The organism is Lentibacillus sediminis (assembly GCF_002763455.1).
Lineage (GTDB): Bacteria > Bacillota > Bacilli > Bacillales > Amphibacillaceae > Lentibacillus_D > Lentibacillus_D sediminis_A.
This window is the reverse complement of sequence record NZ_NIXK01000002.1, coordinates 251,232-274,458: the sequence shown is the minus strand read 5'-3', so window position 1 is coordinate 274,458 and position 23,227 is coordinate 251,232. Positions and strand designations below refer to the sequence as shown.

The window sequence follows — 23,227 nt, the reverse complement described above, 5'->3', positions numbered from 1 at the left end:
ATTGAAAAAAGTAATCACTCCTATTGAGGTGCGATATCAGGAAACGGACCAAATGGGTGTTGTCTATCATGCAAACTATCTGGTTTGGTTTGAAATTGGCCGAACAAAATATATTGAAGATCTGGGTTTGAATTATGCAAAAATGGAAGAGCACAATGTCGTATCCCCAGTAACGGAGGCTGAGCTGTCATTTAAACAGCCAATACGATACGGGGAAAAAGTGCGTGTGGAAACCTGGCTTGAACAATATGACGGCATCCGCACGGTCTACGCCTATCAAATTGTCGGTGAAGCAGGGAATGTGGCTGTCAGCGGCACTACCAAGCATGTAATTGTAAAAAAAGACAGTTTTCGTCCACAGTCCCTCAGAAAGGCTTTCCCGGACTGGCATGCAAAATACATAGAACAGCTTGAAGGAGAATAAAGCATGGCATTTGGCGTGCAAAGGGAAGAATTAAAGGACTGGAAGCAAAAAGTAAAAGGTGGAGATATTGCTTTTTTGACCCATTTTTGGCTGGATGAGCGGTTTCCCGGTTGCACCACGGTCACCAAGGTCGGCTGCAATGATCTAAAGAAATTGAAAGCCTGGGGGAAACGGTACGGCCTTCGAGAAGAATGGATTCATTTTGACCTGACATATCCGCATTTTGATCTGTTTGGAGAAAGACAGCGGAACATCCTCAAGCAGGAGAATCAGCTTGAGCAGCTCAAGCGATTTAATTTGCTGTAACAAAATATTAAAAAGCCCAAGATCCATCAGTTTCGGATCTTGGGTTTTTATTAATAAATCAAACGTATTTCAGGTCAGGCTCATCTAATTTATGGTTTAGATTGATTTTCAAGTCTTTCCCTTCGAAATACCAGGCATCATTCTGTTCAATAAAAAACGTGACGCCCTCTACTGTTGTGGACGTATGAATCTCCTCCGGTGCTCGCCGGCCAACTCCAAGAGAAAATCCCGGTATGTTGCCGCCGAAACCGCCGTATCGGACATAAAAACGCACATGCGTATCCCCGGTGATATCGAGTTCTTTCCTGTACCATTTAGCAGCTTCTTTGCTGATTTGTATATTCATGGATGTTCGCTCCTTAATCCCTTTCGTTTCTACTGGGTAGCTTATCCGGAACCGTGTCTATCCCGCCCTGGTGAAACGGATGACACTTTCCAATCCGCTTTAATGCCAGGTATCCGCCCTTGATTGCACCAAACCGTCTTAGGGCAGTCACGGCATATTCTGAACAGGTGGGATAAAACCGGCAGGTGGCCGGGGTAAACGGACTGATGGCTTTCCGGTAAAAGTGCACAAGTCCAAGCAGCAGATATTTCATGAATCCTGCCCTATTCCTGTTCGTTACGCTTGTCGTAATGGATCGAGGCGACGGCATCATGCATGTGAATCGATTCCTCATTTTGGCAATGGACATGGAATTTGTTTACAAAAGGCATTTCATATAAATCTGCCGCAACGAGTCGCACAAGGTCCTCAACAAACCGGGGATTTTCATAAGCCTGTTCGGTTACCATTTTCTCATCCGGACGCTTCAGTACTGGATGAATTCTTGCACTGGCATTGCTTTCAGCCGCTTCGAGCAGCTGTTCTTTCCAGTCCATTTCCTGTTCGTCAAATACCTCATCCAGCGATACTTCTATCTTCACGCTTCCCCGCTGGTTATGCGCACTGTATTCGCTGATTTCTTTTGAACATGGACATAAAGTCGTAATCAATGCCGAGAGAGAGGCTTCTATGGCATACCCCTCTTCTTTATCGTACGTGACAGTTAGCGTGACATCTGCATGATTCATCCCTGCCTGTCCAGTAGCAGGACCTTTTCTCTCATAGAACCAGGGAAATGCAACTGTAATCGTGGCATCATTTTGTTTCAGTCTTTCCGCTAAGACCTTCGTAAACTGCTTTAAGGAGGAAATGTCAGCAGTGAATCCATCCTTATGGGATGCCTGCAGCTGCTGGGTGAACCGGCTCATATTGATGCCTTTGCTTGTATTTTTCAGACTGGAAGTGAAAGTGATGGTTCCTACCGTCGTCTGGGTTTTTGGGTGCAGGTGGCTGTTTACCGTGATCGGATGTTTGACATTGGCTACGCCTACTGCATCGATATCAAATAAGAAATCTTTTCTTGTATTCTGCAAGTCTGCCATATCCGCTTTTTCAACAGGTTTTGTTTTTTTCGGTGGGGTGACAGAACCGAATAATTTATGTCGAGCCGCTTTGTCCGGCAATTGCTTTTGCGGGAATGCTGTCGTTTTTTCCATAATAATCCCCTTTCCTGATTGTCTCTTCATCCAGTATACTAAAAAAATCTGTACGGATTCAATTTATTGAACCGTACAGATAAGGCAGCCCATAAGCGTGTTACATCCATTTAATTTTTGGTTCTGTCTTGTTTTTAATCCGTTTAATATTTTCCCTGTGCCGGTAACAGACAAATATCGCCAAAATCGATGTTACAATCAGGAGCCCTGTATCCCGAAAGAGAAGGGAAGCGGCAACAGCTACCACTCCGGTGACCATAGAGGCGAGCGAGACGTATTTTGATATGTACAACGTCAGAAGAAAACTGGCAACCACAATAACGAACAGTAATGGGTTTATGCCCAATATAATCCCTCCTGAAGTAGCAACCGCCTTACCGCCTTTGAATCTGGCAAAAAGCGGGTAGGTATGTCCGATGACAGCAAACATTCCGATAACCAGACGGTTCAGTTCCGCATCTCCCAACAGCGGCAGCAGCACAGCAGCAGTTCCTTTTAAAATATCCCCTAGTGTGACGATAATTCCCGCTTTCATGCCAAGCACGCGAAATGTATTCGTGGCGCCGAGATTTCCGCTTCCATGTTCACGGATATCCAGCTGGTAGCCGACTTTGCCGACGATCAATGCCACAGGTATAGAACCAAGAATGTATGCAATAATAGCAAATAAAATATACTCCATCATCAAGCTTCCTACTTTCCCGATTAGTTAGATAAAGATGATCTGTTGTTATTTTAGCATGAAGTGCCCTCAGAAAGAACCTTTTATTTCGATAAACAGGCAATTTTGCTGTCTATATGAGGTTTTCTACCTCCAGAAACCGGGAAGGTAAAAAAAGCAGACTATAATCAGAAGAAAAAGGAAGAGGCAGATGATTGAATTTAACCAGGCAACGAAAATTTATCCGGACGGAACCGAGGCGTTAAAAAACTTCTCGCTGAAGGTGGAAAAAGGGGAAATTGTCACCTTGATTGGTCCGAGCGGCTGCGGGAAAACGACGAGTCTGAAAATGATTAACCGTCTGATCGAGCCCACATCAGGCACAATATACATAAACGATGAGCCGATTAATGATCTGAAAATGCATGAACTTCGTTGGAATATCGGCTATGTGCTGCAGCAGATTGCCTTATTTCCCCATATGACCATTGAGGAGAACGTTTCGGTTGTTCCTGAAATGAAAAAATGGAAGAAAAATAAGGTTCGGGAGCGGACCGAGGAGCTGCTTCACATGGTAGGTCTTGAACCTGATCAGTACCGCAAACGGATGCCCGGAGAACTTTCGGGCGGACAGCAACAGCGTATCGGAGTGATTCGGGCACTTGCAGCAGACCCGGATATTATTTTAATGGACGAGCCATTCAGTGCACTGGATCCCATCAGCCGGGAGCAGCTGCAAAAAGACATACAAAACCTGCAGAAGGAAATCCAAAAAACGATTGTGTTTGTAACGCATGACATGGATGAAGCATTGGCTCTGGGTGACAAAGTCTGTTTGATGAAGGATGGCGAGGCTGTGCAGATTGACACGCCGCAGCAACTGATTTTGCATCCAAAGAATTCATTTGTAAAGGACTTTATCGGTGAGCGAAAATCCCCATGGCAGACCATGGTGGATATTATTGCCGACCGAACCGGAACCCATGTCATCTCCAAAGCCGACTATGATGAGGGGAACATTCCAGAGAGCGGTTTTTATGCTGTGGCAGGGGAAGAAGATACCTTCGCTGGAACGATTAATAATGGAAACTCTGTCGCAGCTGCCACATTGGATAATAATCCTACCCTGTATAAGGCAACGGAGATTATAGAAGCCAGTAACCAGCATGTTTTTCCAGTTGTCAAAGGGAGCAAACTTATTGGTACGATTACCTATAAGGATATTGTGGAGTTTCTGAGAAAGAACACGAAGATGGAAAACGGGGTGATCACCCATGAATGAGTTTCTTTCCGTTCTCGATCAGCGGCAGGGACAGCTGCTGGAAACAACATGGGAGCATTTACAAATCTCCCTGATTGCCTTGATATTTGCGGTGATCATCTCGGTACCACTCGGGCTGCTGCTAACAAGATATCAGCGTGTGGCTGATCCGGTCATCGGTGTATCAGCAGTGCTGCAGACAATTCCGAGTCTTGCTGTGTTGGCATTTTTGATTCCGTTTTTGGGGATAGGAAAAGTACCGGCGATTGTAGCATTGACAATTTATGGACTGTTGCCGATTCTCCGAAATACGTATACAGGTGTAAAGGAAGTCAGTCCACCACTAAAAGAGGCGGCAACTGCCATGGGGATGAACTCCTTTAAGCGGCTAACCAAGGTGGAATTGCCGATTGCCATGCCAGTAATCATGGCGGGGATCCGCACATCAATGGTATTAATTGTAGGGACAACTACGATTGCTGCACTGATCGGAGCTGGCGGTTTAGGTGAACTGATTTTACTTGGCATTGACCGCGGTGCTGATATCAATTTAATTATACTAGGTGCCATTCCTGCAGCACTTTTGGCTATCATCCTTGATATCATTTTACGCGGATTTGAAAAAATCTCCGCCAAAAGCGGATTTAAATCAATTATTGTGCTCATGCTTGCTGCCATTTTAATTGTCGCTGCCCCATTAATGGTTAATCCTTCAAAAGGCACTGATCTCGTGATTGGGGGGAAACTTGGTTCCGAACCAGCGATTTTAATTAATATGTACAAATTGCTGATCGAAGAGGAAAGCGACCTGAATGTCGCATTGGAGCCGGGACTTGGAAAAACTGCTTTTGTCTTTGAAGCTCTCCAGGGAGGAGAAATTGATATCTATCCGGAATTTACCGGGACAGCGCTTGTTACCCATCTGGATCAGCAGGCAGAAAGCAATGACCGTCAGGAAGTGTATCAACAGGCAAAGCAGGGAATGAAAGAGGAATATAACATGGAATTCCTGCAGCCAATGGCTTTTAACAACACCTACGCGGTAGCCACGACCCAAGAGATGGCCGAAGAGTACAATCTGGAAGAAATTGGTGATCTCAAACCGATAGAGGATGAAATTACAGCAGGTTTCACGCTCGAATTCACTAACAGGTATGACGGCTATGTCGGCATGCAGGAAGTTTACAACCTGGACATCGACAATATTCGCACCATGGAGCCAGGCATCCGTGAACAAGCACTGGCAAACGGCGAGGTGGATGTGATTGATGCTTATGCCACAGACAGTTACATGGTAGAACTGGGACTGGTTACCCTGGACGATCCGGAAAATCTTTTCCCTCCATATCAGGGGGCACCGCTGATGCGCGAAGAGACCCTGGAAAAATATCCGGAGCTTGAGGGTATTTTGAATCAGCTGGGAGGGAAAATAACCGATCAGGAAATGCGCCAGATGAATTATCAAGTCGATTATGAAGGACGAACACCAAATGAAGTGGCGCGGGAATATTTGATAAATGAAGGATTGCTTGAGAATTAAAGGAGGAACTGAAAATGGCTTGGGAAAATCCGTCCAACGAACAGATGAAGGAGATACTCGAATCAGCGAAAACCATTGCGGTCGTAGGGCTTTCCGCTAATCCGGACCGAACGTCCCATCAAGTTTCCAAAGTAATGCAAGAGAACGGATACCGGATTATTCCGGTGAACCCGACGATAGATGGAGAGGTTCTGGGAGAAAAAGCATACCCTTCCCTAAAGGATATACCGGAGGAAGTGGACATCATCAATGTTTTCCGCCGGCCGGAGCATCTGCCTGAGGTCGCAAAGGATGCAGCAGCTGTAAACTGCCGGGTGTTTTGGGCACAGCTGGGGATCAGCAATGAAGAAGCCTATCACTATTTGAAAGAGCGGGATTTCACCGTCATCATGGATCAGTGTATTAAAGTGGTGCACAGTGTACTCGTTGGCAAGTAATACTGGGAAAGAAGAAACTTACTAAATAGCACGCCAGTCCACAATCGCGGCTGGTGTGCTGTTTTTTGTTTGCTGGCGTTTGTTTGGACGCCTCAAACATTGCATGGTTGAAGGGTAGCTGTTATAGTAATTCGGCAAGATCTTGCCCAGGGATCGCTGCAGTTTCTCCGCGAGAAATGGCAAGGAATCGGGAATTATAGTATACTAATAGTTACACTCTAAGCGTTTTGTGCTAGTGGATGAACAGGGACAGAGAAGCACAAGCGAAATTTCATTTGCCAAAAACAAACATTCGTTCTATTATAATAGTAAAGAGAGAAATTGTTATGTTGAAAGGAGACATGGTCAATTGGTTAATCAGTCAACCCAATATACCGACGAATCCATCCAAGTGCTGGAAGGACTGGAAGCGGTAAGAAAAAGACCGGGAATGTATATCGGCTCGACCGATATCCGAGGACTGCACCACCTGGTATTTGAGATTGTAGATAATGCAGTAGACGAGGCATTATCAGGATATGGAAATACCATTAATGTTACGGTACATAAGGATAACAGCATCTCGGTAGAGGACAGCGGGAGAGGGATCCCGACCGGCACGCACCGTACCGGAAAATCGACTGCTGAAGTTATTTTCACCGTCTTGCACGCAGGAGGAAAATTCGGGCAGGGCGGCTACAAGACGAGTGGCGGACTGCATGGTGTTGGGGCTTCTGTTGTCAATGCCCTGTCAGAATGGCTGGAAGTTACAATTTTCCGCGATGGCTACACCTACCATCAGCGTTTTAAAAACGGAGGTATTCCTGCTGGTTCTCTGGAAAAAGGGCGTCCTGTAAGGAAGACGGGGACGATTATTCATTTTAAGCCGGATCCGCAGGTATTCTCCTCTATTGTTTATGATTATGAGACACTGTCAGAAAGGCTTAGGGAATCTGCATTTCTGCTAAAAGGGCTGAAAATTGAACTGGACGATAAGCGTTCAGACGAGAAAGAAGTTTTTCAGTATCCGGATGGACTGAAATCTTTTGCTGCCTACCTGAATGAGGAAAAAGACGTCCTTCATGAAGTTGTTTCCTTTGAGGGAGAACAGCAGGGCTTTGAAGTAGATGTTGCGTTTCAGTTTAATGATGGCTACGCAGAAAGTATGCTTTCTTTTGTAAACAATGTACGGACGAAAGACGGGGGTACCCATGAATCCGGTGCGCGCACTGCCATCACCCGGACATTTAATGACTACGCAAGGCGAAATAATCTGATCAAGGAAAAAGAAAAGAACCCGGAAGGCACGGACATTCGTGAAGGCTTTACCGCCATCGTATCCGTAAGAATTCCGGAAGAGAAGCTGCAGTTTGAGGGTCAGACAAAAAGTAAGCTGGGGAGTCCGGAAGCCCGTTCGATTGTTGACAGTGTCGTTTCCGAAAAACTTTCCTACTTTCTGGAGGAGAACCCGGATACCGCAAGTCTCCTGATCAAAAAGGCGATTAAGGCAAAAGAAGCACGCGAAGCTGCAAGAAAGGCTCGTGAGGACGCGAGAAGCGGAAAAAAGAAACGGAGAAAAGACACACTGCTCAGTGGAAAACTGACACCTGCTCAATCAAAAAATCCAAAACGAAATGAATTGTATCTTGTTGAGGGGGACTCTGCCGGCGGTTCAGCCAAACAGGGCAGGGACCGAAAATTCCAGGCTGTCCTGCCACTCCGTGGGAAGGTCGTCAATACGGAAAAAACCAAACTGGAAGATGTCTTTAAAAATGAAGAGATTTCCACGATCATTCATACAATCGGAGCTGGTGTCGGCGGTGATTTCGATCTGGAAGATGTCCAATATGATAAGATTATCATCATGACCGATGCAGATACCGACGGAGCCCACATTCAGGTGCTTCTTTTGACCTTTTTCTATCGCTATATGCGCTCGCTTGTGGAAGCAGGCAAGGTGTTTATAGCACTCCCGCCTTTATTTAAAATATCCAAGGGCAAAGGAAAAAAAGAACAGATAGCTTATGCGTGGGATGAAGAAGAGATGGCCAAAACAGTCAAGAAATTTAAAAACGGCTATATCATCCAGCGCTACAAAGGTCTTGGAGAAATGAACGCAGATCAGCTCTGGGAAACAACGATGAACCCTGAGACGCGCACATTAATCCGTGTGACAATCGATGATTTGGCCAAAGCCGAACGGCGGGTAACTACCTTGATGGGTGATAAAGTCGACCCCAGAAGGAAATGGATAGAAAACAATGTGAAATTCGGCATGGAGGAAGACTCCAGCATTTTGGAGAACGAGAAAATTTACAGCGAGTAAGGGGGATTTGGCATGTCACAGCAGGAAACATACCTGGACCTGCCATTGGAAGAAGTTATCGGCGACAGATTCGGGAGATACAGTAAATATATCATCCAGGACCGGGCGCTGCCAGATGCAAGGGACGGACTAAAACCCGTGCAGCGGCGAATTCTTTTTGCCATGCATGAAGAAAAAAATACGTTTGATAAAAATTTCCGCAAGTCCGCTAAAACAGTGGGCACGGTCATCGGGAATTATCACCCGCATGGCGATTCATCGGTTTATGAAGCAATGGTCCGGCTGAGCCAGGACTGGAAAATCCGCAATGTGCTGATAGAGATGCACGGAAATAATGGAAGCATGGACGGTGATCCATATGCCGCGATGCGTTATACCGAGGCAAGGCTTGGAAAAATAGCTTCTGAATTATTGCGGGACATCGACAAAGAGACCGTGGATTTTGTCCTAAACTTTGATGAGACTTCTGAGGAACCGGTCGTTTTGCCGGCAAAATTCCCCAATCTTTTAGTTAATGGGTCCACCGGGATTTCTGCCGGATACGCCACAGACATTCCGCCGCATAATTTAGCGGAAGTAATTGATGCGGTAATCATGCGAATGGAGAAACCCGAGGCAGAAGTGGACGAGCTGATGACCGTGATCAAAGGCCCTGATTTTCCCACAGGCGGGATTATTCAGGGCACGGATGGGATAAAAAAAGCGTATGAGACCGGTCGCGGGAAAATAGTTGTACGGGGTAAAGCGGTGGTGGAAAACCTTCGCGTCGGACGACAGCAGATTGTCATCGATGAAATCCCGTATGAAGTGAACAAAGCAAGCATGGTTAAGAGAATGGATGAACTCAGAATTGACCGGAAAGTCGAAGGAATTGCGGAAGTCCGCGATGAGACAGATCGGACCGGCATGCGGGTCGTCATCGAACTGAAAAAGGACGCCAATAGTGAAGGGGTGCTGAATTACCTGTATAAAAACACCGATCTGCAGGTTACTTATCACTTTAATATGGTGGCGATTCAGGATAAAACTCCGAAGCTTCTTTCACTGCCACAAATGCTGGATGCCTATATTGGCCATCAGAAAGACGTGGTCACAAGGCAGACCTCCTTTGATTTAGCCAAGGCGAAAGACCGCGCGCACATTGTCGAAGGATTAATTAAAGCGATCTCCGTTCTTGATGAACTGATTGCTGCAATCCGTGCATCCAAGGATAAGCAGGATGCCAAAAAGCGGATCATGGGGGCGTATGGTTTCACCGAAGCACAGGCGGAAGCGATCGTGACACTGCAATTATACCGTTTAACCAACACGGATATCACCTCACTGGAAAACGAGGCAGAAGAGCTCAGCAAGCGGATCACGGAACTGGAAGCTATCCTCGGGAGCGAGAAGAAGCTGCATCAAACCATTAAAAAAGATTTGAAGCAAATAAAGAAAACCTTCGCTGATCCAAGGAGGTCTGTTATTGAGGAGAAGATTGAGGAGCTCAAAATTAATATTGAAGTGACCGTCGCCAGGGAAGATGTCGTGGTTACAGCAACCAAAGACGGTTATGTGAAGCGGACAAGCCTGCGTTCCTACGGAGCCTCAGGTGGCGAGGATCTGGCAATTAAGGAAGGAGACCATGTAATTGGTCTTCTCGAATTGAATACAACAGATAAGATTTTGCTCTTTACCAATAAGGGAAGGTATCTCGTGCTGCCTGTCCATCAGCTGCCGGATATCCGCTGGAAAGACCTTGGGCAGCATATGTCCAATTTTGCAGCCCTGGATAAGGATGAACAGGTCATTCAAACGATCCCTGTCCGCACATTTGAAACAGACCAATACCTTGTTTTTTTCACCAAAAATGGCATGGTCAAACGAAGCGAACGGAAACTTTATGATACAAAACGGTTTGCCAAGGCGCTGGTTGCGTTAAACTTGAAGGCGGGGGATGAGGTGATCAATGTATGCCAAACCAGCGGACATTCGGAACTATTTGTTGCTTCAAACAAAGGATTTGGACTCTGGTATCATGAAACCGAGGTTTCCCCTGTCGGGCAGCGGGCGGCAGGAGTAAAAGCGATTCAATTGAAGAAGGATGAGTATGTGGTCAACGGCCAGGTGTTTGATGAACTGGCTGCGCCTTCACTGGTGCTCGTCACCCAACGAGGGGCATGCAAGCGGATGCGGCTGCAGGAATTCGAACGAACCGGCCGCGCCAAGCGAGGGGTTGCCATGCTGCGGGAATTAAAACGAAAACCGCATGAAGTACGAGGATTTTTTGCTTTGGAAGAAAGAGATAATTTGCGGTTCACCACAACAAATGGAGTCTCGCACAGCGTTTATCCATTGCAGTTATCTGTCAGTGACCGGTCCAGCAACGGCTCGTTTATCGTAGATTCAGATAACCAGGGCGAAGTGGCCGAAGTATGGAAGGAAGCCGCTTATGTTAAACCATTCGCGGAAGAAGAGGAGAAAGAATAGCGCAATCGTAAAATGGTTCTGCTTCAGCAATAATCCTTTATACATTCTGAAAAATATGGTAAAGTATGAGAGGATTTTGTAAAATGGAGAAGAGGGGAAACGGGCAAATAGATTTTCAAGTTTTCCCTCTCTATCCCGTTTATATCCGATTCAATTAAGATAAAGCACCGGACACTCGGAATAAGGAGGATAAGAGATGGATTTCGAATTATCAAAAGAACAGCTGATGGTTAAGAAGATGGTAAAAGAATTTGCGGATGAGGTTATTCAGCCGCGGGCAATAGAGATTGATAAAGAAGCAAAATTTCCTGTTGACATTTTTGAGCAAATGGGAGAGTTGGGCCTTTTGGGGATTCCTTTCCCAGAAGAATACGGCGGCGCTGGAGCGGATACACTTTCTTATGCACTGGCGGTAGAGGAAATCGGCCGTGTCTGCGGCAGTACCGGTCTGAGCTACGCAGCAGCGGTCTCACTTGGAGCAAGTCCTATATACTACTTTGGTACAGAAGAACAAAAGCAAAATTACCTGGTCCCACTGGCAAAAGGGGAAGCCTTGGCCTCCTTTGGGCTGACAGAGCCGAATGCCGGGTCTGATGCCGGGGGGACACAGACAACTGCAGTGGAAGATGGAGACGATTATGTCATTAACGGAGAAAAGTGTTTTATTACCAACGCAGGGTATGCCAAGTTCCTTATTGTAACCGCTATCACAGGAAAAAATGAAAAAGGGCAAAATGCTATTTCCTCGATCATTGTGCCAGCGGATACGAAAGGAATCACCATCAGCAGTGACTATGACAAAATGGGCGTCCGCGGTTCTGATACAGCAGAGATCGTTTTAAACGACGTGCGGGTTCCAAAAGAAAATTTGCTGGGGGAGGCACATAAAGGCTTTAACCAGTTTCTGCATACATTGGACGGGGGAAGAATATCAATTGCTGCACTTGGCCTCGGCATTGCCCAGGGGTCACTGGACAGGGCACTCAGCTATGCAAAAGAGAGGAAGCAATTCGGAAAGCCAATCTCCAGCTTCCAGGCAATTCAGTTCAAGCTTGCCGATATGGCGATGGAAGTGGAACTGGCGAGAAATATGGTACATAAGGCAGCCTGGCTGAAAGATAACAACAAGCCATTCGGCAAAGAAGCTGCTTATGCCAAATTGTATGCTACGGAAACCGCCTTCCGCAATGCCAATCAGGCTATTCAGATTCACGGCGGTTATGGATACATGCGCGAATATGAAGTGGAAAGGTATTTGAGAGACGCGAAACTTTTGGAAATCGGGGAAGGTACATCAGAAATTCAGCGTATGGTGATTGCGAGGCAACTAGGCTGTTAGTTTAATAGATGCAGCAATTCGGGATGAGGGGGAAAATCTATGATTCGACGAGTGCTTATTGCGAACCGGGGAGAGATCGCAGCAAGAATTATCCGCACCTGCAAAAAACTGAATGTGGAAACGGTTGCTGTATATTCAGAAGCCGACCAGCAGGCGCCATTTGTTTCTATGGCTGATCAGGCGTATTTGATTGGCCCACCAAAAGTAAATGAAAGCTATTTAAACATAGAGAAAATTATTGAGGTGGCCAAAGAAAGGGAAGCAGATGCCATTCACCCGGGCTACGGCTTTCTGAGTGAGAATGGGCAATTTGCTACAAGATGCCGCGAAGAAGGGCTGATTTTCATTGGTCCTTCGAGTGAAGTAATGAAGATAATGGGAAGTAAAATTGCTGCTCGAAAAGCAATGCAGGAAGCGGGAGTGCCAGTCGTTCCGGGAACGGATGGTGCTGTTGCTTCTGCGGAAGAAGCAGTAGAAATCGCTCAGTCCATTGGCTATCCAATCATGCTGAAAGCTTCCGCTGGCGGTGGAGGAATCGGCATGCAGGTCGTTCGAGATGATAAAGAGTTGAAAAAAGCATTTTCTGCAAACTCCAGGCGTGCCGAAACCTTTTTCGGTGACGGCGCGATGTTTATGGAAAAGAAAATTGAGCATGCCCGCCATGTGGAGATTCAGCTGCTGGCAGACGAGCATGGTAATGCCGTACACCTGTTTGAACGAGAATGCTCCATTCAGCGGCGCAACCAGAAAGTAATTGAAGAAGCCCCTTCTCCGTTTATTTCCAAGCAAACACGAAACAAAATGGGGGAGACAGCGATTAAAGCGGCCAGGCAAATCGGCTATACCAACGCCGGAACGATTGAATTTCTAGTGGATGAAGAAGAGCAGTTCTATTTTCTTGAAATGAATACACGCATTCAGGTGGAACATCCGGTTACAGAAGAGATTACCGGCCTGGATATTGTAAAAGAACAGCTGAATATTGCAGATGGCAGAGCACTTAGTATTGTTCAAGATGAGCTGGTGATAGATGGTCATGCCATCGAGGCACGAATCTATGCAGAAGATCCGGTCACCTTTTTCCCATCGCCGGGACATATCTCTGTGTTTGATGTACCTGACGGCCCAAAGGTACGCAACGAAATAGCTGTAAGGAGCAATTATGATGTAACTCCGTTTTATGATCCGATGATCGGTAAGCTGGTCGTAAAAGGGGCCGACCGCAAGCAGGCAATCGCCCGGTTAAAAGAAGCACTCAGCAATTATCATGTGGAGGGGATCAAAACAAATATCCCCATGCTCAGGATTATTGCGGATAATGAACATTTTCAGGCAGGAAATACAACAACTGCCTTTGTCGAGCAGTATTATCTGCCGGAAGTAACCCAAAAAAAGGAGGAAAAATCATGGAAGAAGTAAAAGCAACCATGGCAGGGAACGTATGGAAGATCGTTGTGAAAGAAGGCGAGCAGGTAGAGGAAGATCAGGACATTGTCATCCTTGAATCGATGAAAATGGAAATCCCTATCGCAGCAGAAGAAGATGGTACCGTGAAAGAACTAAAAGTGACAGAAGGCGATTTTGTCAATGAGGGCGACGTTATTGCCATTATCGAATCCTGATAAGTTTGCAGGACTGCCTGCAGTTAAAGGAGTTAGATTATGAATTTAGTGCAAGTTACCCGAGTGGGTGAACATATAGCGGTCATTACATTAAATCGTCCCCAGGCAGCTAATGCCATGTCATTGGCATTGCTGGAAGAACTGGAAGAAGCGTTCAGCAATGCAGCAGAAGATCCGACAATTTATTGTGCCATTCTTACTGGCGCAGGGGAGAAAGCGTTCTGTGCCGGAGCAGATTTAAAAGAACGAAAAGGAATGTCAGATAAGGAAGTGATTAAAGCGGTCAGGCAGATCGGCAATGTAGCAGCTGCCGCTGAAAACTTGCCGGTTCCACTGATTGCAGCGATAAACGGAGCAGCTTTTGGCGGCGGTTTGGAACTCGCCCTGGCCTGTGATATCCGTATCGCTCGAATAGATGCAAAAATGGGTCTTACAGAAACGTCATTGGCGATTATCCCTGGAGCTGGGGGCACTCAGCGCCTGCCTCGGCTGATCGGCATCGGCCAGGCAAAGCGCTTAATTTTCTCAGCAAAGCCGGTCGATGCTGCTGAAGCACTAAGATTAGGGCTGGTAGAACAGCTTTCCGAGAGAGAAACGCTGCTGGAAGAAGCTATAAAGCTTGCCGAAACCATTGCGGCAAATGGCCCGATCGCCTTAAGACAGGCAAAGATAGCGATCAACCAAGGCATGCAGACAGATATCCATACCGGTTTGTCGATTGAACATTTGAGCTATAAAGAAACCATTCCTACCACGGACCGTCAGGAAGGACTGGCTGCCTTTAAGGAAAAACGAAAGCCTGACTACAAGGGAGAATAGAGCGAGGAGGGTGAAGATGTCTTATATAGATGATTTAGAACAGCGCATAGCAAAGATAGAAGAAGGCGGAAGCGAAAAGTATCATCAGAAGAACGAAGCAAAGGGAAAGCTGTTTGTCCGCAAACGGCTGGAGCTGATGTTTGATAATGGAATGGATATAGAAGATGCTTTTTTTGCCAATTGTATAGATGGAAGCCTTCCCTCTGACGGTGTTGTCACCGGGATCGGCAAGGTGAATGGCCAGGATGTAGCGGTTATGGCCAATGATTCTACCGTCAAAGCGGGATCCTGGGGAAAACGAACGGTCGAGAAAATTCTACGCATTCTGGAAACCGCTGAAAAGCTGGAAATTCCTATGATCTATCTGGTTGATTCAGCCGGAGCGCGGATCACAGACCAGATTGAAATGTTTCCAGGCAGACGCGGTGCCGGGAGGATTTTCCATAATCAGATAAAATTATCCGGCAGAGTGCCGCAGGTTTGTCTGCTGTTTGGACCTTCAGCGGCAGGGGGAGCTTACATCCCTGCGTTTTGCGATATTGTCATCATGGTCGAGGGCAATGCCTCGATGTATCTAGGCTCACCGAGAATGGCGGAAAAGGTCATTGGAGAGAAAGTAAGTCTCGAAGAAATGGGCGGAGCCAAAATGCATGCATCTGTCTCCGGCGTGGGGGATGTACTCGTAAAAACCGAAGAAGCTGCAATTGATTACACCCGTAATTATTTAAACTACTTTCCGGCCAGTTTCCGGGAAAAGCCGAAAACTATTCAGGCTAAAGAAGCTAAATCATTCGAGAAAAGCATTACCGATTTAATTCCGGAAAATGATAACGCACCATTCAATATGCATGATTTGATCCAGCAAATCATCGATGAAGACAGCTTTTGTGAAGTGAAGAAAAAGTTTGCCAAAGAGTTAATTACTGGACTTGCACGGATAGACGGCAGACCGGTGGGGATTATCGCCAACCAGCCGAAAATGAAAGGCGGGGTGCTTTTTCCGGATTCGGCAGACAAAGCGGCTAAATTTATCCAGTTATGTGACGCTTTTAATATTCCTTTGCTTTTTCTTGCAGATATCCCAGGATTCATGATCGGAACAAAAGTGGAACAGGCAGGCATCATCCGTCATGGAGCAAAGATGCTGGCAGCGATGAGTGAAGCCACGGTTCCTAAAATTTCTGTAGTAGTAAGGAAAGCATACGGAGCGGGCCTATATGCCATGGCCGGGCCTGCCTTTGAACCGGATTGCTGCATCGCACTCCCCACTGCAAAAATTGCGGTAATGGGGCCGGAAGCAGCTGTGAACGCGGTTTATGCCAACAAGATTGCCGAACTGTCGGAAGATGAACGCGCGGCCTTTATTAAAGAAAAACAGGAAGAATACAAGGAAAATATTGATATTTACCGTTTGGCATCCGAGCTGGTAATTGATGCAGTGGTTAATCCGGACAAACTGCGTGAAGAATTAAGCCGGCGATTCACCATCTATGAAGCAAAACATGTCACCTTTACAGAAAGAAAGCATGGTGTCTATCCAGTGTAACAGCATATAAAAGCTTTGATATTTTAATATATCAGAGCTTTTTTTGTGGCTTATTTGCAATAATAATATTATGTAAACCCAAGGTGTTCAGAACCGATTCAACATCACCGAATAGTATGGTAAAATGGGGGATGGAATACACTTGAACAAAAAAGCAGTTGAGTAAGGTTCAATGGGAAGGGAAAGAAAGCCGTTGGTTGTTAAGAGCCGCATCACAGAACAAACATCACCAATACTAATCGCAGCACTTTACCAGATAATGATCAACCATCAGGATGAGATAAACGCTGCGAAACTAAGCGATATTTATGAAAAATCACAGCAAGGGGAGCTGGTAATCAGTTTTGCCGGGCATTTCTCCGCCGGTAAATCCTCGATGATTAATGCTCTTTTGGGTGAAGAAATTTTACCGAAAAGCCCGATACCGACCAGTGCCAATATTGTCAAACTCACTTCCGGCAAAGGGATAGCAAGGGTGTTTTTCAAAGAAGGAAGACCGGAAGAATACCATGAACCATATGACATGGAAATGATAAAACAATACACCAAGGATAAGGAAGCGATTAAAAAGATAGAGATCAGCACGGCAAAACAGCTGCTTCCGCCTGGTACTGCTCTGGTTGATACGCCGGGGATCGATGCGGCTGATGATGCCGACAGGGTGATTACAGAATCTTCCCTGCATCTGGTGGATCACTTGTTTTATATCATGGATTATAACCATGTGCAATCCGAGGTGAACCTCGTGTTTCTGCAAAATTTGCAGAAACAACGAACCCCATATTCGATTATTATTAATCAGATTGATAAGCATGATGAAACAGAAATCGCCTTCTCTGCATTCGAAAAGAGTGTTAAACAAACGTTTGATCAATGGGAGTTGAAACCCACCAGCGTGTTTTATTCCTCTCTGAAAGAACAAGGGGCGAGCCATAATCAGTTTCCTGCTATACAACAAACAGTTAATGAGATGATGAAAGAAAAAGAATCGCATTGGAATATCGATGCATCTGTTAAACAGGTAGTCAGGGAGCACGAAGCATTTCTTCAGTCCAACTATGAAGAAATGCTCGCGGAATACGAGGAAGAAGCAATTAGTCCTATTGAAGCTCTTTTTCTTGAAAAAGAGGAATTAAAACGTGAGCTTATGGAGCAAAAGAACGAGCCTGCTGATATGGGAAGCAAGTATAAACAGGAATTGAACAATACGCTGAAAAATGCTTATTTAATGCCGGCAGACCTTCGTGATAAAGCAGAACGGTTTCTCGTGTCCCAGGAAAAAAATTTCAAGGTGGGAATATTTGCTTCAAAGAAAAAAACAACGGAGGAAAGAAAGGCTAGAACAGATGATTTCTTAATGGCTCTCCAGGAGAATATCGAGGCAGCCGTTCAGTGGAAACTGCGTGATAAACTGCTACAAGTACTAAATAGTTATCAGGTGGATGATCCCAGTCTGCAAAAAAGGCTGCAGGACCTCAAAATTAATTATACAATAAAGGATTTGCAGCGCCTGTTAAAGCCAGGAGCCAAATTAAACGGGGATTATTTGCTGAATTATACCAATGACATTGCAGCTGATGTGAAACGGCGTTATAAACAAAAAGCTAACGATATATGGACTGCTGTTGAGGAGGCGGTCTGTCAGAAAAACAGGCAATTTATCAAAGAAACCGAGGACAGGCTTTCCCGGCTGGAACATTTACAAAAGCAATCCAGAAAACGATCGGAACTTCAGTCGCAATGGAAAGAAGCACGCGAACTGCTGCACCGGCAGTACTCCGATCCAACACTTGGCGATTCAGGCAGGGTGCTAATAGAGGAAGTGATCAGATCCAGATCTGAACTGGTTATAAAAGACGCCGATACAACAAGAAATAACAAGCGGCAAGCATCTCCAAAGCAAGACAAAATTGCCAGCAAGCCGCGGGAAGAGAACAAAAACCAGACACCTGCAGAAAAAGTCCGGCAAAGCGTGAACGAGACACTTAAAATTATCAATGATCTGCCAGGGTTCAACTCCTTCGTTCCAGACTTGCATGCAAAAGAGGAAAGTTTAGCTAATCGAAGCTATACGATTGCCTTGTTCGGTGCCTTTAGTGCCGGCAAATCTTCTTTTGCCAATGCTCTCCTTGGAGACACGGTTTTGGCTGTTTCGCCCAACCCAACGACTGCTGCGGTAACACGAATTCGCCCAGTCACCGCAGAAAGGAGGCACGGGACTGCCGTTATCACCCTGAAGGATGAGGATAGCTTACGGACTGATTTATTGGAGATCACGAAGCATTTATCGCCAAGTGAGAAGAACCTTAACGGAATGCTTAATTGGATCAGCGAAGAAAAAATTGATCAGAGCGAGACATTAAGCAATATGCATCAAACTTATTTACAGGCAGTCATTGCCGGCTACCCGCAAAACAAGGAAAACATTGGAGAAACAATTACGGTATCGCAGGAAGCGTTCGCCTCTTATGTTACGGATGAAACGAAAGCCTGTTATATTGATTCCGTGGATTTTTATTATGATTGCTCCGTCACCAGAAAAGGGATTACGCTTGTGGACACCCCGGGAGCCGATTCGGTCAATGCGCGGCATACTAATGTATCGTTTGACTATATCAAACATGCGGATGCCATTCTTTATGTCACTTATTACAATCACGCCCTGTCCCGTGCTGATAAAGATTTTCTCATGCAGCTGGGTCGTGTAAAAGACGCATTTGCCATGGATAAAATGTTTTTTATTGTTAATGCTGCAGATTTGGCTGCCGACCACCAGGAATTGAAGCTGGTCACGAATTATGTCCAGGAACAGCTGCTGCTATTGGGAATACGTTTGCCGCGCCTTTTTCCCGTCTCGAGCAAACAGGCGGTGAAAGAAAAGAAACTGGGGCAGAGTCTGAATGCAAATATGGAAGAACTGGAAAGAGAATTTTTCGGTTTCATTCATAATGATTTGCAGGCATTGACGGTTCAATCAGCAATAGAGGACATCAGGAGGGCGGATCAGGCGCTAAAGGATTACATGAAGACCATCCAGCTTGATGCAGCGGAAAAAGAAGATCACAGACAGGAACTGCTTCGTAAAAAGGTGTTGCTTGAACAGGTGATTACTGGGGTGGAAACTGATCTTTTCAGTGAACAAATTAAGCAAAAGACAGAAAAACAAGTCTATTATATTCATGAACGTCTTTCGATCCGCTACCATGACATGTTTAAGGAATCATTTAACCCAACGACCATCACCGAGTCGGGGAAAAAGGCAGTGACGCAATTAAAAACTGCCCTCCAGCAGCTGATTGATTATGCAGGAAGGGAGATAAAGCAGGAGCTACAGGCAGTTTCTCTAAGACTGGAATCCTATATCGCCAGCTGTGAGGACCAGCTTCAACAGCGTCTGGCTAAATCCTCAAGGGAAACCGATGAGACATTTAAGCTGCCGGAAATCACACCTGCTGATCTGGAAACACCCTCCTATCAGCGAGCATTTCAGCATCTCGAACTGACCGAATTTGCCAAGATTTTAGCTGGTTATCGAGGAACAAAAGCTTTCTTTGTTAACAATGAAAAAGAACAAATGAAAGAACAAATTTTCACCGTTTTAAGCGATCATATGAAAGCCTATCTGCAGGAAAACCAGTCGCTGATGCAAGAGCACTATCAAAAGCAATGGAATCGTGCAGCGAATCAGAAAATAAACGAAGCATGGAAGCGGGCTGATGAGCATATTACCCGGCATTTGGAAATGATGGACACACCTGCGGATATGGAGTTTTTACAGGAAAAACAGCAGATGCTGCAGGAGATTACCAATCAATATAAGGAAGAGGAGATGGGATAATTGGATAGACAAAAAGTGCTGCTGGTTGATGGCATGGCGCTACTATTCCGAGGTTTCTTTGCCACCGCTTTTCGCGGAAATTTTATGATGACAAATAGAGGTCTCCCGACGAACGGGGTGTATCAGTTTATGCGTTATTTTCTCGATGCGGTAAATACCTTTCATCCGACCCATGTGATCTGCTGCTGGGATATGGGGAGCAAAACCTTTCGCACAGAGATGTATGAAGGATATAAAGCAAACAGAGGGGAACCGCCGGTCGAGCTGGTTCCGCAGTTTGATCTGGTAAAAGAAGTTACGGAAAGCTTTAATATGCCCAATATCGGTATAGAAAACTTTGAGGCAGATGACTGTATCGGCACCTTGGCAAAAGCTTACCAGAAGGAGAATGACGTGGTTATTCTGACGGGTGATCAGGATATTCTGCAGCTTGTGGATGAAGGCATTGAGGTAGCGATCATGAAAAAAGGGATTGGTAATTACGAAAGGTTTAATGCCAGCAATTTTTATGAGAAAAAGGGAATTACACCAAAGCAGATTATTGACTTAAAAGGCCTGATGGGAGACACCTCGGACAATTATCCTGGTGTAAAAGGAATTGGAGAAAAAACAGCCCTCAAATTGATTCAGGAGTATGAAACGATTGATCAGCTGCTGGAGAATCTTGAACAATTGCCAAAAGGCGTACAAACAAAGATTAAAGCAAATATGGACATGCTGCAGCTGTCGAGACAACTGGCCGAGATCAAATGTGATGTGCCGGTCCATTGTGAACTGCCCCAAGCCATCTGGCAGTATGATAAGAATAAAGTAGGGGAGAAATTCACAGAGCTGGAATTTCGGAATCTCGCTAAATTACTGTAATAGATCGATAAAAAGTCGCCTGAGCGGGCGACTTTTTTATGGTTTCAAAACCACCTTAATACAGGAATCTTTACGCTCATTAAAAATATCGTAGCCATAAGACGCTTCTGCTAAAGGCAGGGAATGGGTAATAATGTCAGTCGGATCTATCTCTTCGTTCACAATTTGCTTATACAGTTTATCCATATAACTCCTGGCAGGTGCCTGTCCCATTTTCAAGGTTACATTACGGACAAAGAATGGCCCCAGCGGAAACATATTGTAAAGCCCGCCGTACACCCCGGTAAGTTGAACAGTACCCCATTTTTTTACTGCTTTTGTGGCGATTTGAATCGGTCCCAGCGTGCCGCCCTGCAATTTCAGTTTTTGTTCCACATATTCCAGCGGGGATTTTTTGCCATCCATCCCCACGCAATCAATTACCTTGTCTGCACCGCCTTTGGTGATCTCTTTCAGGGTTTCTCCCATATCCTTGTCTTCCGTGAAATCAAACACTTCTGTTTTATTGGTTTGTCTGGCAGATTTGAGCCGGTAATCCAGATGATCTACAGCAATGACTCGTTCTGCCCCTTTCTGCCAGGCAAATTTCTGTGCCATTAACCCAATCGGCCCGCAGCCAAGCACAATCACTGTATCGCCCGGCTTGACTCCGGCATGCTCCACACTCCAATAGGCGGTAGGGAGCACATCGGAAAGAAACAGCAGTTTTTCATCCTCCAATTCGCAGTTCTCCGGTATCAGAAATGGCGTATAGTTTCCGAAAGGCACACGTAAATACTCTGCCTGCCCGCCTGGGTAGTTCCCAAACTTCTCGGAATAGCCGAAATAACCACCGGAATCATAATGCGGGTTGGAATTGTCACATTGACTCTCCTGATGGTGATTGCAGTACTCACAGTTGCCGCACGCCACGGTAAACGGGATTACCACACGGTCACCTTTTTTCACCTTAGTGACATCGGGTCCTGTCTCTTCTACAATTCCCATCGGTTCATGTCCGATGATATAGCCAATCGGCAAGGGAAAATTGCCCTGATACAAATGCAGGTCGGAGCCGCATATTGCGGTTGACGTCACACGGATAATGACATCTTCCGAATCCTGGATCGTTGGCGCTTCTACCGTTTTCACAGCAATTTCCTGTTTTCCTTGATAGGTAACAGCCTTCATTAATTTATCTCCTTTTACGTGCCTTTTCCTTAAATTTTACTAAACGCCCCAATTTATACGACCGGGTAATGGGCATACCCAAGGGTGTACCCTTATATACCCCACAAGTTGGACTTTATACACTGCTGGGTATATAGGCATACCCCTGGCCCTCCTCTCGTTGACTTACTGTGGGAAGCTGGTGTACGTTGGAAGAAACAATGATTTTTCGGGGAGGAAATACGATGAATTATCTTTTTGTTTATGGCACGTTATTGCGTGGAGAGAAAAATCATCATTATTTGCATGATGCGGTACTTGTTTACCAGCAGGCCTGGGTGAAGGGTGCCCTGTTTGATACAGGACGCGGTTATCCTGTTATGAAACGAGAGGAAAATAAACGTATCTATGGGGAGATTTATCAGGTAACTGAGGAACAATTGCAAAAGATAAACCAGCTTGAGGAATATAAGGAAAATGCCAGTGATAATTTGTATGAGCGAATCACTGTTTCTGTTTGGAATGATAAGAGTGAGAAGGTCGACGCTCTCACGTTTATCACCGGAGCAGAATTGGCCCAATCCAATAAGGAAACCCCATTTGGAGATTGGAAAGTTTACCACTATTTGAAACGTGAGTCGATCTATTATTTTGCCTATGGTTCGTGTATGGATGATGAACGTTTTCGGCTGGCAAATGTAGAGCAGTATTTTTCAGCGATCACAGGCAAAGGACTACTGCATGATCACGGCTTCCGTTTCACCCGCAATTCAGCAGACGGTGGAAAGGCAGATATCATTGAATCCAGAGAGGAAGTGGTCGAAGGAGCTGTATATAAAGTTCCCCTGGAAGCGATCGATTATTTGTATGAACGGGAAGGTGTGTACAAGCAGGCTTACCGTCCTGCCGTTGTGCTCCTTGAATTGCCGCAGGGAGAAAAGGTGGAGGCGCTCACCTTTATTGGCATAGAAAAAAGTAAGGAAACGAAGCCAACCGAGCACTATGCCACCGAAATAATCCGTGGTGGAACTGGATTGTTGAGCGATGATTATATCAATAGTCTGAAGACACACATTGACCGCCTGATGAATTAATCGCTTCAATA

20 protein-coding genes are annotated in these 23,227 nt (G+C 45.6%); 15 read left to right on the top strand and 5 right to left on the bottom strand.

What is annotated here, in order from left to right; translation table 11 throughout:
- Nucleotide 1: 1 nt before the first annotated feature.
- Both CEG13_RS05475 and CEG13_RS05470 read left to right on the top strand, forming a co-directional pair.
- Nucleotides 2–424, top strand: coding sequence for an acyl-CoA thioesterase (locus tag CEG13_RS05475; RefSeq protein ID WP_100010864.1), 423 nt, complete (start codon nucleotides 2–4; stop codon nucleotides 422–424).
- A gap of 3 nt (nucleotides 425–427) precedes the next feature.
- Nucleotides 428–730 carry a hypothetical protein gene (locus CEG13_RS05470; RefSeq protein ID WP_100010863.1) on the top strand — a complete coding sequence of 101 codons (303 nt, stop codon included), beginning with the start codon at nucleotides 428–430 and terminating at the stop codon, nucleotides 728–730.
- Nucleotides 731–788: 58 nt separating this feature from the next.
- Here CEG13_RS05470 and CEG13_RS05465 read toward each other — a convergent pair whose 3' ends face one another.
- The 4 genes from CEG13_RS05465 to plsY all read right to left on the bottom strand — a co-directional run bounded on the left by CEG13_RS05465 (nucleotide 789) and on the right by plsY (nucleotide 2,954).
- Complete coding sequence (locus CEG13_RS05465) at nucleotides 789–1,076, bottom strand: HesB/YadR/YfhF family protein (protein ID WP_100010862.1); 288 nt, start codon at nucleotides 1,074–1,076, stop codon at nucleotides 789–791.
- 13 nt (nucleotides 1,077–1,089) lie between these two features.
- Nucleotides 1,090–1,329 carry a membrane protein insertion efficiency factor YidD gene (gene yidD / locus CEG13_RS05460; protein WP_204758483.1) on the bottom strand — a complete coding sequence of 80 codons (240 nt, stop codon included), beginning with the start codon at nucleotides 1,327–1,329 and terminating at the stop codon, nucleotides 1,090–1,092.
- Between the two features lie 10 nt (nucleotides 1,330–1,339).
- Nucleotides 1,340–2,272 (bottom strand): GTP cyclohydrolase FolE2, encoded by a 933-nt coding sequence (gene folE2, locus CEG13_RS05455; protein WP_100010861.1) that lies wholly within the window; start codon nucleotides 2,270–2,272, stop codon nucleotides 1,340–1,342.
- Between the two features lie 100 nt (nucleotides 2,273–2,372).
- Nucleotides 2,373–2,954 (bottom strand): glycerol-3-phosphate 1-O-acyltransferase PlsY, encoded by a 582-nt coding sequence (plsY, locus tag CEG13_RS05450; RefSeq protein ID WP_100010860.1) that lies wholly within the window; start codon nucleotides 2,952–2,954, stop codon nucleotides 2,373–2,375.
- A 190-nt stretch (nucleotides 2,955–3,144) separates the two neighbouring features.
- Here plsY and CEG13_RS05445 point away from each other — a divergent pair, with 190 nt between their 5' ends.
- From CEG13_RS05445 to CEG13_RS05390, 12 genes are all read left to right on the top strand, one after another.
- On the top strand, nucleotides 3,145–4,215 hold the full coding sequence (locus CEG13_RS05445) for an ABC transporter ATP-binding protein (RefSeq protein WP_100010859.1): 1,071 nt from the start codon (nucleotides 3,145–3,147) through the stop codon (nucleotides 4,213–4,215).
- Entirely contained in the window at nucleotides 4,208–5,734 is a 1,527-nt protein-coding gene (locus CEG13_RS05440; protein ID WP_100010858.1) for an ABC transporter permease/substrate-binding protein, read from the top strand. Before CEG13_RS05445 ends, CEG13_RS05440 begins: the two co-directional genes overlap by 8 nt.
- A 14-nt stretch (nucleotides 5,735–5,748) precedes the next feature.
- Nucleotides 5,749–6,171, top strand: coding sequence for a CoA-binding protein (locus CEG13_RS05435; protein ID WP_100010857.1), 423 nt, complete (start codon nucleotides 5,749–5,751; stop codon nucleotides 6,169–6,171).
- Nucleotides 6,172–6,520: 349 nt separating this feature from the next.
- Complete coding sequence (gene parE / locus CEG13_RS05430) at nucleotides 6,521–8,476, top strand: DNA topoisomerase IV subunit B (RefSeq protein WP_100010856.1); 1,956 nt, start codon at nucleotides 6,521–6,523, stop codon at nucleotides 8,474–8,476.
- Between the two features lie 12 nt (nucleotides 8,477–8,488).
- Complete coding sequence (gene parC / locus CEG13_RS05425) at nucleotides 8,489–10,945, top strand: DNA topoisomerase IV subunit A (RefSeq protein WP_100010855.1); 2,457 nt, start codon at nucleotides 8,489–8,491, stop codon at nucleotides 10,943–10,945.
- 196 nt (nucleotides 10,946–11,141) lie between these two features.
- Nucleotides 11,142–12,284 carry an acyl-CoA dehydrogenase gene (locus CEG13_RS05420; protein WP_100010854.1) on the top strand — a complete coding sequence of 381 codons (1,143 nt, stop codon included), beginning with the start codon at nucleotides 11,142–11,144 and terminating at the stop codon, nucleotides 12,282–12,284.
- 39 nt (nucleotides 12,285–12,323) lie between these two features.
- Nucleotides 12,324–13,703, top strand: a complete 1,380-nt coding sequence (locus CEG13_RS05415) for an acetyl-CoA carboxylase biotin carboxylase subunit (RefSeq protein ID WP_100010853.1) — start codon at nucleotides 12,324–12,326, stop codon at nucleotides 13,701–13,703.
- Entirely contained in the window at nucleotides 13,691–13,906 is a 216-nt protein-coding gene (locus CEG13_RS05410; RefSeq protein WP_100010852.1) for an acetyl-CoA carboxylase biotin carboxyl carrier protein subunit, read from the top strand. The genes CEG13_RS05415 and CEG13_RS05410 overlap by 13 nt, the downstream gene beginning before the upstream one ends.
- Nucleotides 13,907–13,945: 39 nt before the next feature.
- A complete protein-coding gene (locus CEG13_RS05405) occupies nucleotides 13,946–14,725 on the top strand; it encodes an enoyl-CoA hydratase (RefSeq protein WP_100010851.1) in 780 nt (259 codons plus the stop codon).
- Between the two features lie 16 nt (nucleotides 14,726–14,741).
- Nucleotides 14,742–16,271 (top strand): acyl-CoA carboxylase subunit beta, encoded by a 1,530-nt coding sequence (locus tag CEG13_RS05400; RefSeq protein WP_100010850.1) that lies wholly within the window; start codon nucleotides 14,742–14,744, stop codon nucleotides 16,269–16,271.
- A gap of 172 nt (nucleotides 16,272–16,443) precedes the next feature.
- Nucleotides 16,444–20,109: a dynamin family protein gene (locus CEG13_RS05395; protein WP_100010849.1), complete on the top strand. Its 3,666-nt coding sequence runs from the start codon at nucleotides 16,444–16,446 to the stop codon at nucleotides 20,107–20,109.
- A complete protein-coding gene (locus CEG13_RS05390; protein ID WP_100010848.1) occupies nucleotides 20,110–20,973 on the top strand; it encodes a 5'-3' exonuclease in 864 nt (287 codons plus the stop codon).
- A gap of 36 nt (nucleotides 20,974–21,009) precedes the next feature.
- Here the strand turns inward: CEG13_RS05390 and CEG13_RS05385 are convergent, their stop codons facing one another.
- Complete coding sequence (locus CEG13_RS05385; RefSeq protein WP_100010847.1) at nucleotides 21,010–22,143, bottom strand: zinc-dependent alcohol dehydrogenase; 1,134 nt, start codon at nucleotides 22,141–22,143, stop codon at nucleotides 21,010–21,012.
- Nucleotides 22,144–22,367: 224 nt separating this feature from the next.
- Between CEG13_RS05385 and CEG13_RS05380 the strand changes: the two genes are divergently transcribed.
- The gene (locus tag CEG13_RS05380) at nucleotides 22,368–23,216 is read left to right on the top strand and encodes a gamma-glutamylcyclotransferase family protein (RefSeq protein WP_158234651.1); all 849 of its coding nucleotides are present in this window, start codon (nucleotides 22,368–22,370) and stop codon (nucleotides 23,214–23,216) included.
- The last annotated feature ends 11 nt before the right edge of the window (nucleotides 23,217–23,227 follow it).

Excerpts from the sequence above, each read along its gene's own strand:
- CEG13_RS05470 (WP_100010863.1), top strand. The coding sequence starts at position 428 with ATGGCATTTGGCGTGCAAAGGGAAGAATTAAAGGACTGGAAGCAAAAA.
- CEG13_RS05465 (WP_100010862.1), bottom strand. The coding sequence starts at position 1,076 with ATGAATATACAAATCAGCAAAGAAGCTGCTAAATGGTACAGGAAAGAA.
- yidD (WP_204758483.1), bottom strand. The coding sequence starts at position 1,329 with ATGAAATATCTGCTGCTTGGACTTGTGCACTTTTACCGGAAAGCCATC.
- folE2 (WP_100010861.1), bottom strand. The coding sequence starts at position 2,272 with ATGGAAAAAACGACAGCATTCCCGCAAAAGCAATTGCCGGACAAAGCG.
- plsY (WP_100010860.1), bottom strand. The coding sequence starts at position 2,954 with ATGGAGTATATTTTATTTGCTATTATTGCATACATTCTTGGTTCTATA.
- CEG13_RS05445 (WP_100010859.1), top strand. The coding sequence starts at position 3,145 with ATGATTGAATTTAACCAGGCAACGAAAATTTATCCGGACGGAACCGAG.
- CEG13_RS05440 (WP_100010858.1), top strand. The coding sequence starts at position 4,208 with ATGAATGAGTTTCTTTCCGTTCTCGATCAGCGGCAGGGACAGCTGCTG.
- CEG13_RS05435 (WP_100010857.1), top strand. The coding sequence starts at position 5,749 with ATGGCTTGGGAAAATCCGTCCAACGAACAGATGAAGGAGATACTCGAA.
- parC (WP_100010855.1), top strand. The coding sequence starts at position 8,489 with ATGTCACAGCAGGAAACATACCTGGACCTGCCATTGGAAGAAGTTATC.
- CEG13_RS05420 (WP_100010854.1), top strand. The coding sequence starts at position 11,142 with ATGGATTTCGAATTATCAAAAGAACAGCTGATGGTTAAGAAGATGGTA.
- CEG13_RS05415 (WP_100010853.1), top strand. The coding sequence starts at position 12,324 with ATGATTCGACGAGTGCTTATTGCGAACCGGGGAGAGATCGCAGCAAGA.
- CEG13_RS05410 (WP_100010852.1), top strand. The coding sequence starts at position 13,691 with ATGGAAGAAGTAAAAGCAACCATGGCAGGGAACGTATGGAAGATCGTT.
- CEG13_RS05405 (WP_100010851.1), top strand. The coding sequence starts at position 13,946 with ATGAATTTAGTGCAAGTTACCCGAGTGGGTGAACATATAGCGGTCATT.
- CEG13_RS05400 (WP_100010850.1), top strand. The coding sequence starts at position 14,742 with ATGTCTTATATAGATGATTTAGAACAGCGCATAGCAAAGATAGAAGAA.
- CEG13_RS05395 (WP_100010849.1), top strand. The coding sequence starts at position 16,444 with ATGGGAAGGGAAAGAAAGCCGTTGGTTGTTAAGAGCCGCATCACAGAA.
- CEG13_RS05385 (WP_100010847.1), bottom strand. The coding sequence starts at position 22,143 with ATGAAGGCTGTTACCTATCAAGGAAAACAGGAAATTGCTGTGAAAACG.
- CEG13_RS05380 (WP_158234651.1), top strand. The coding sequence starts at position 22,368 with ATGAATTATCTTTTTGTTTATGGCACGTTATTGCGTGGAGAGAAAAAT.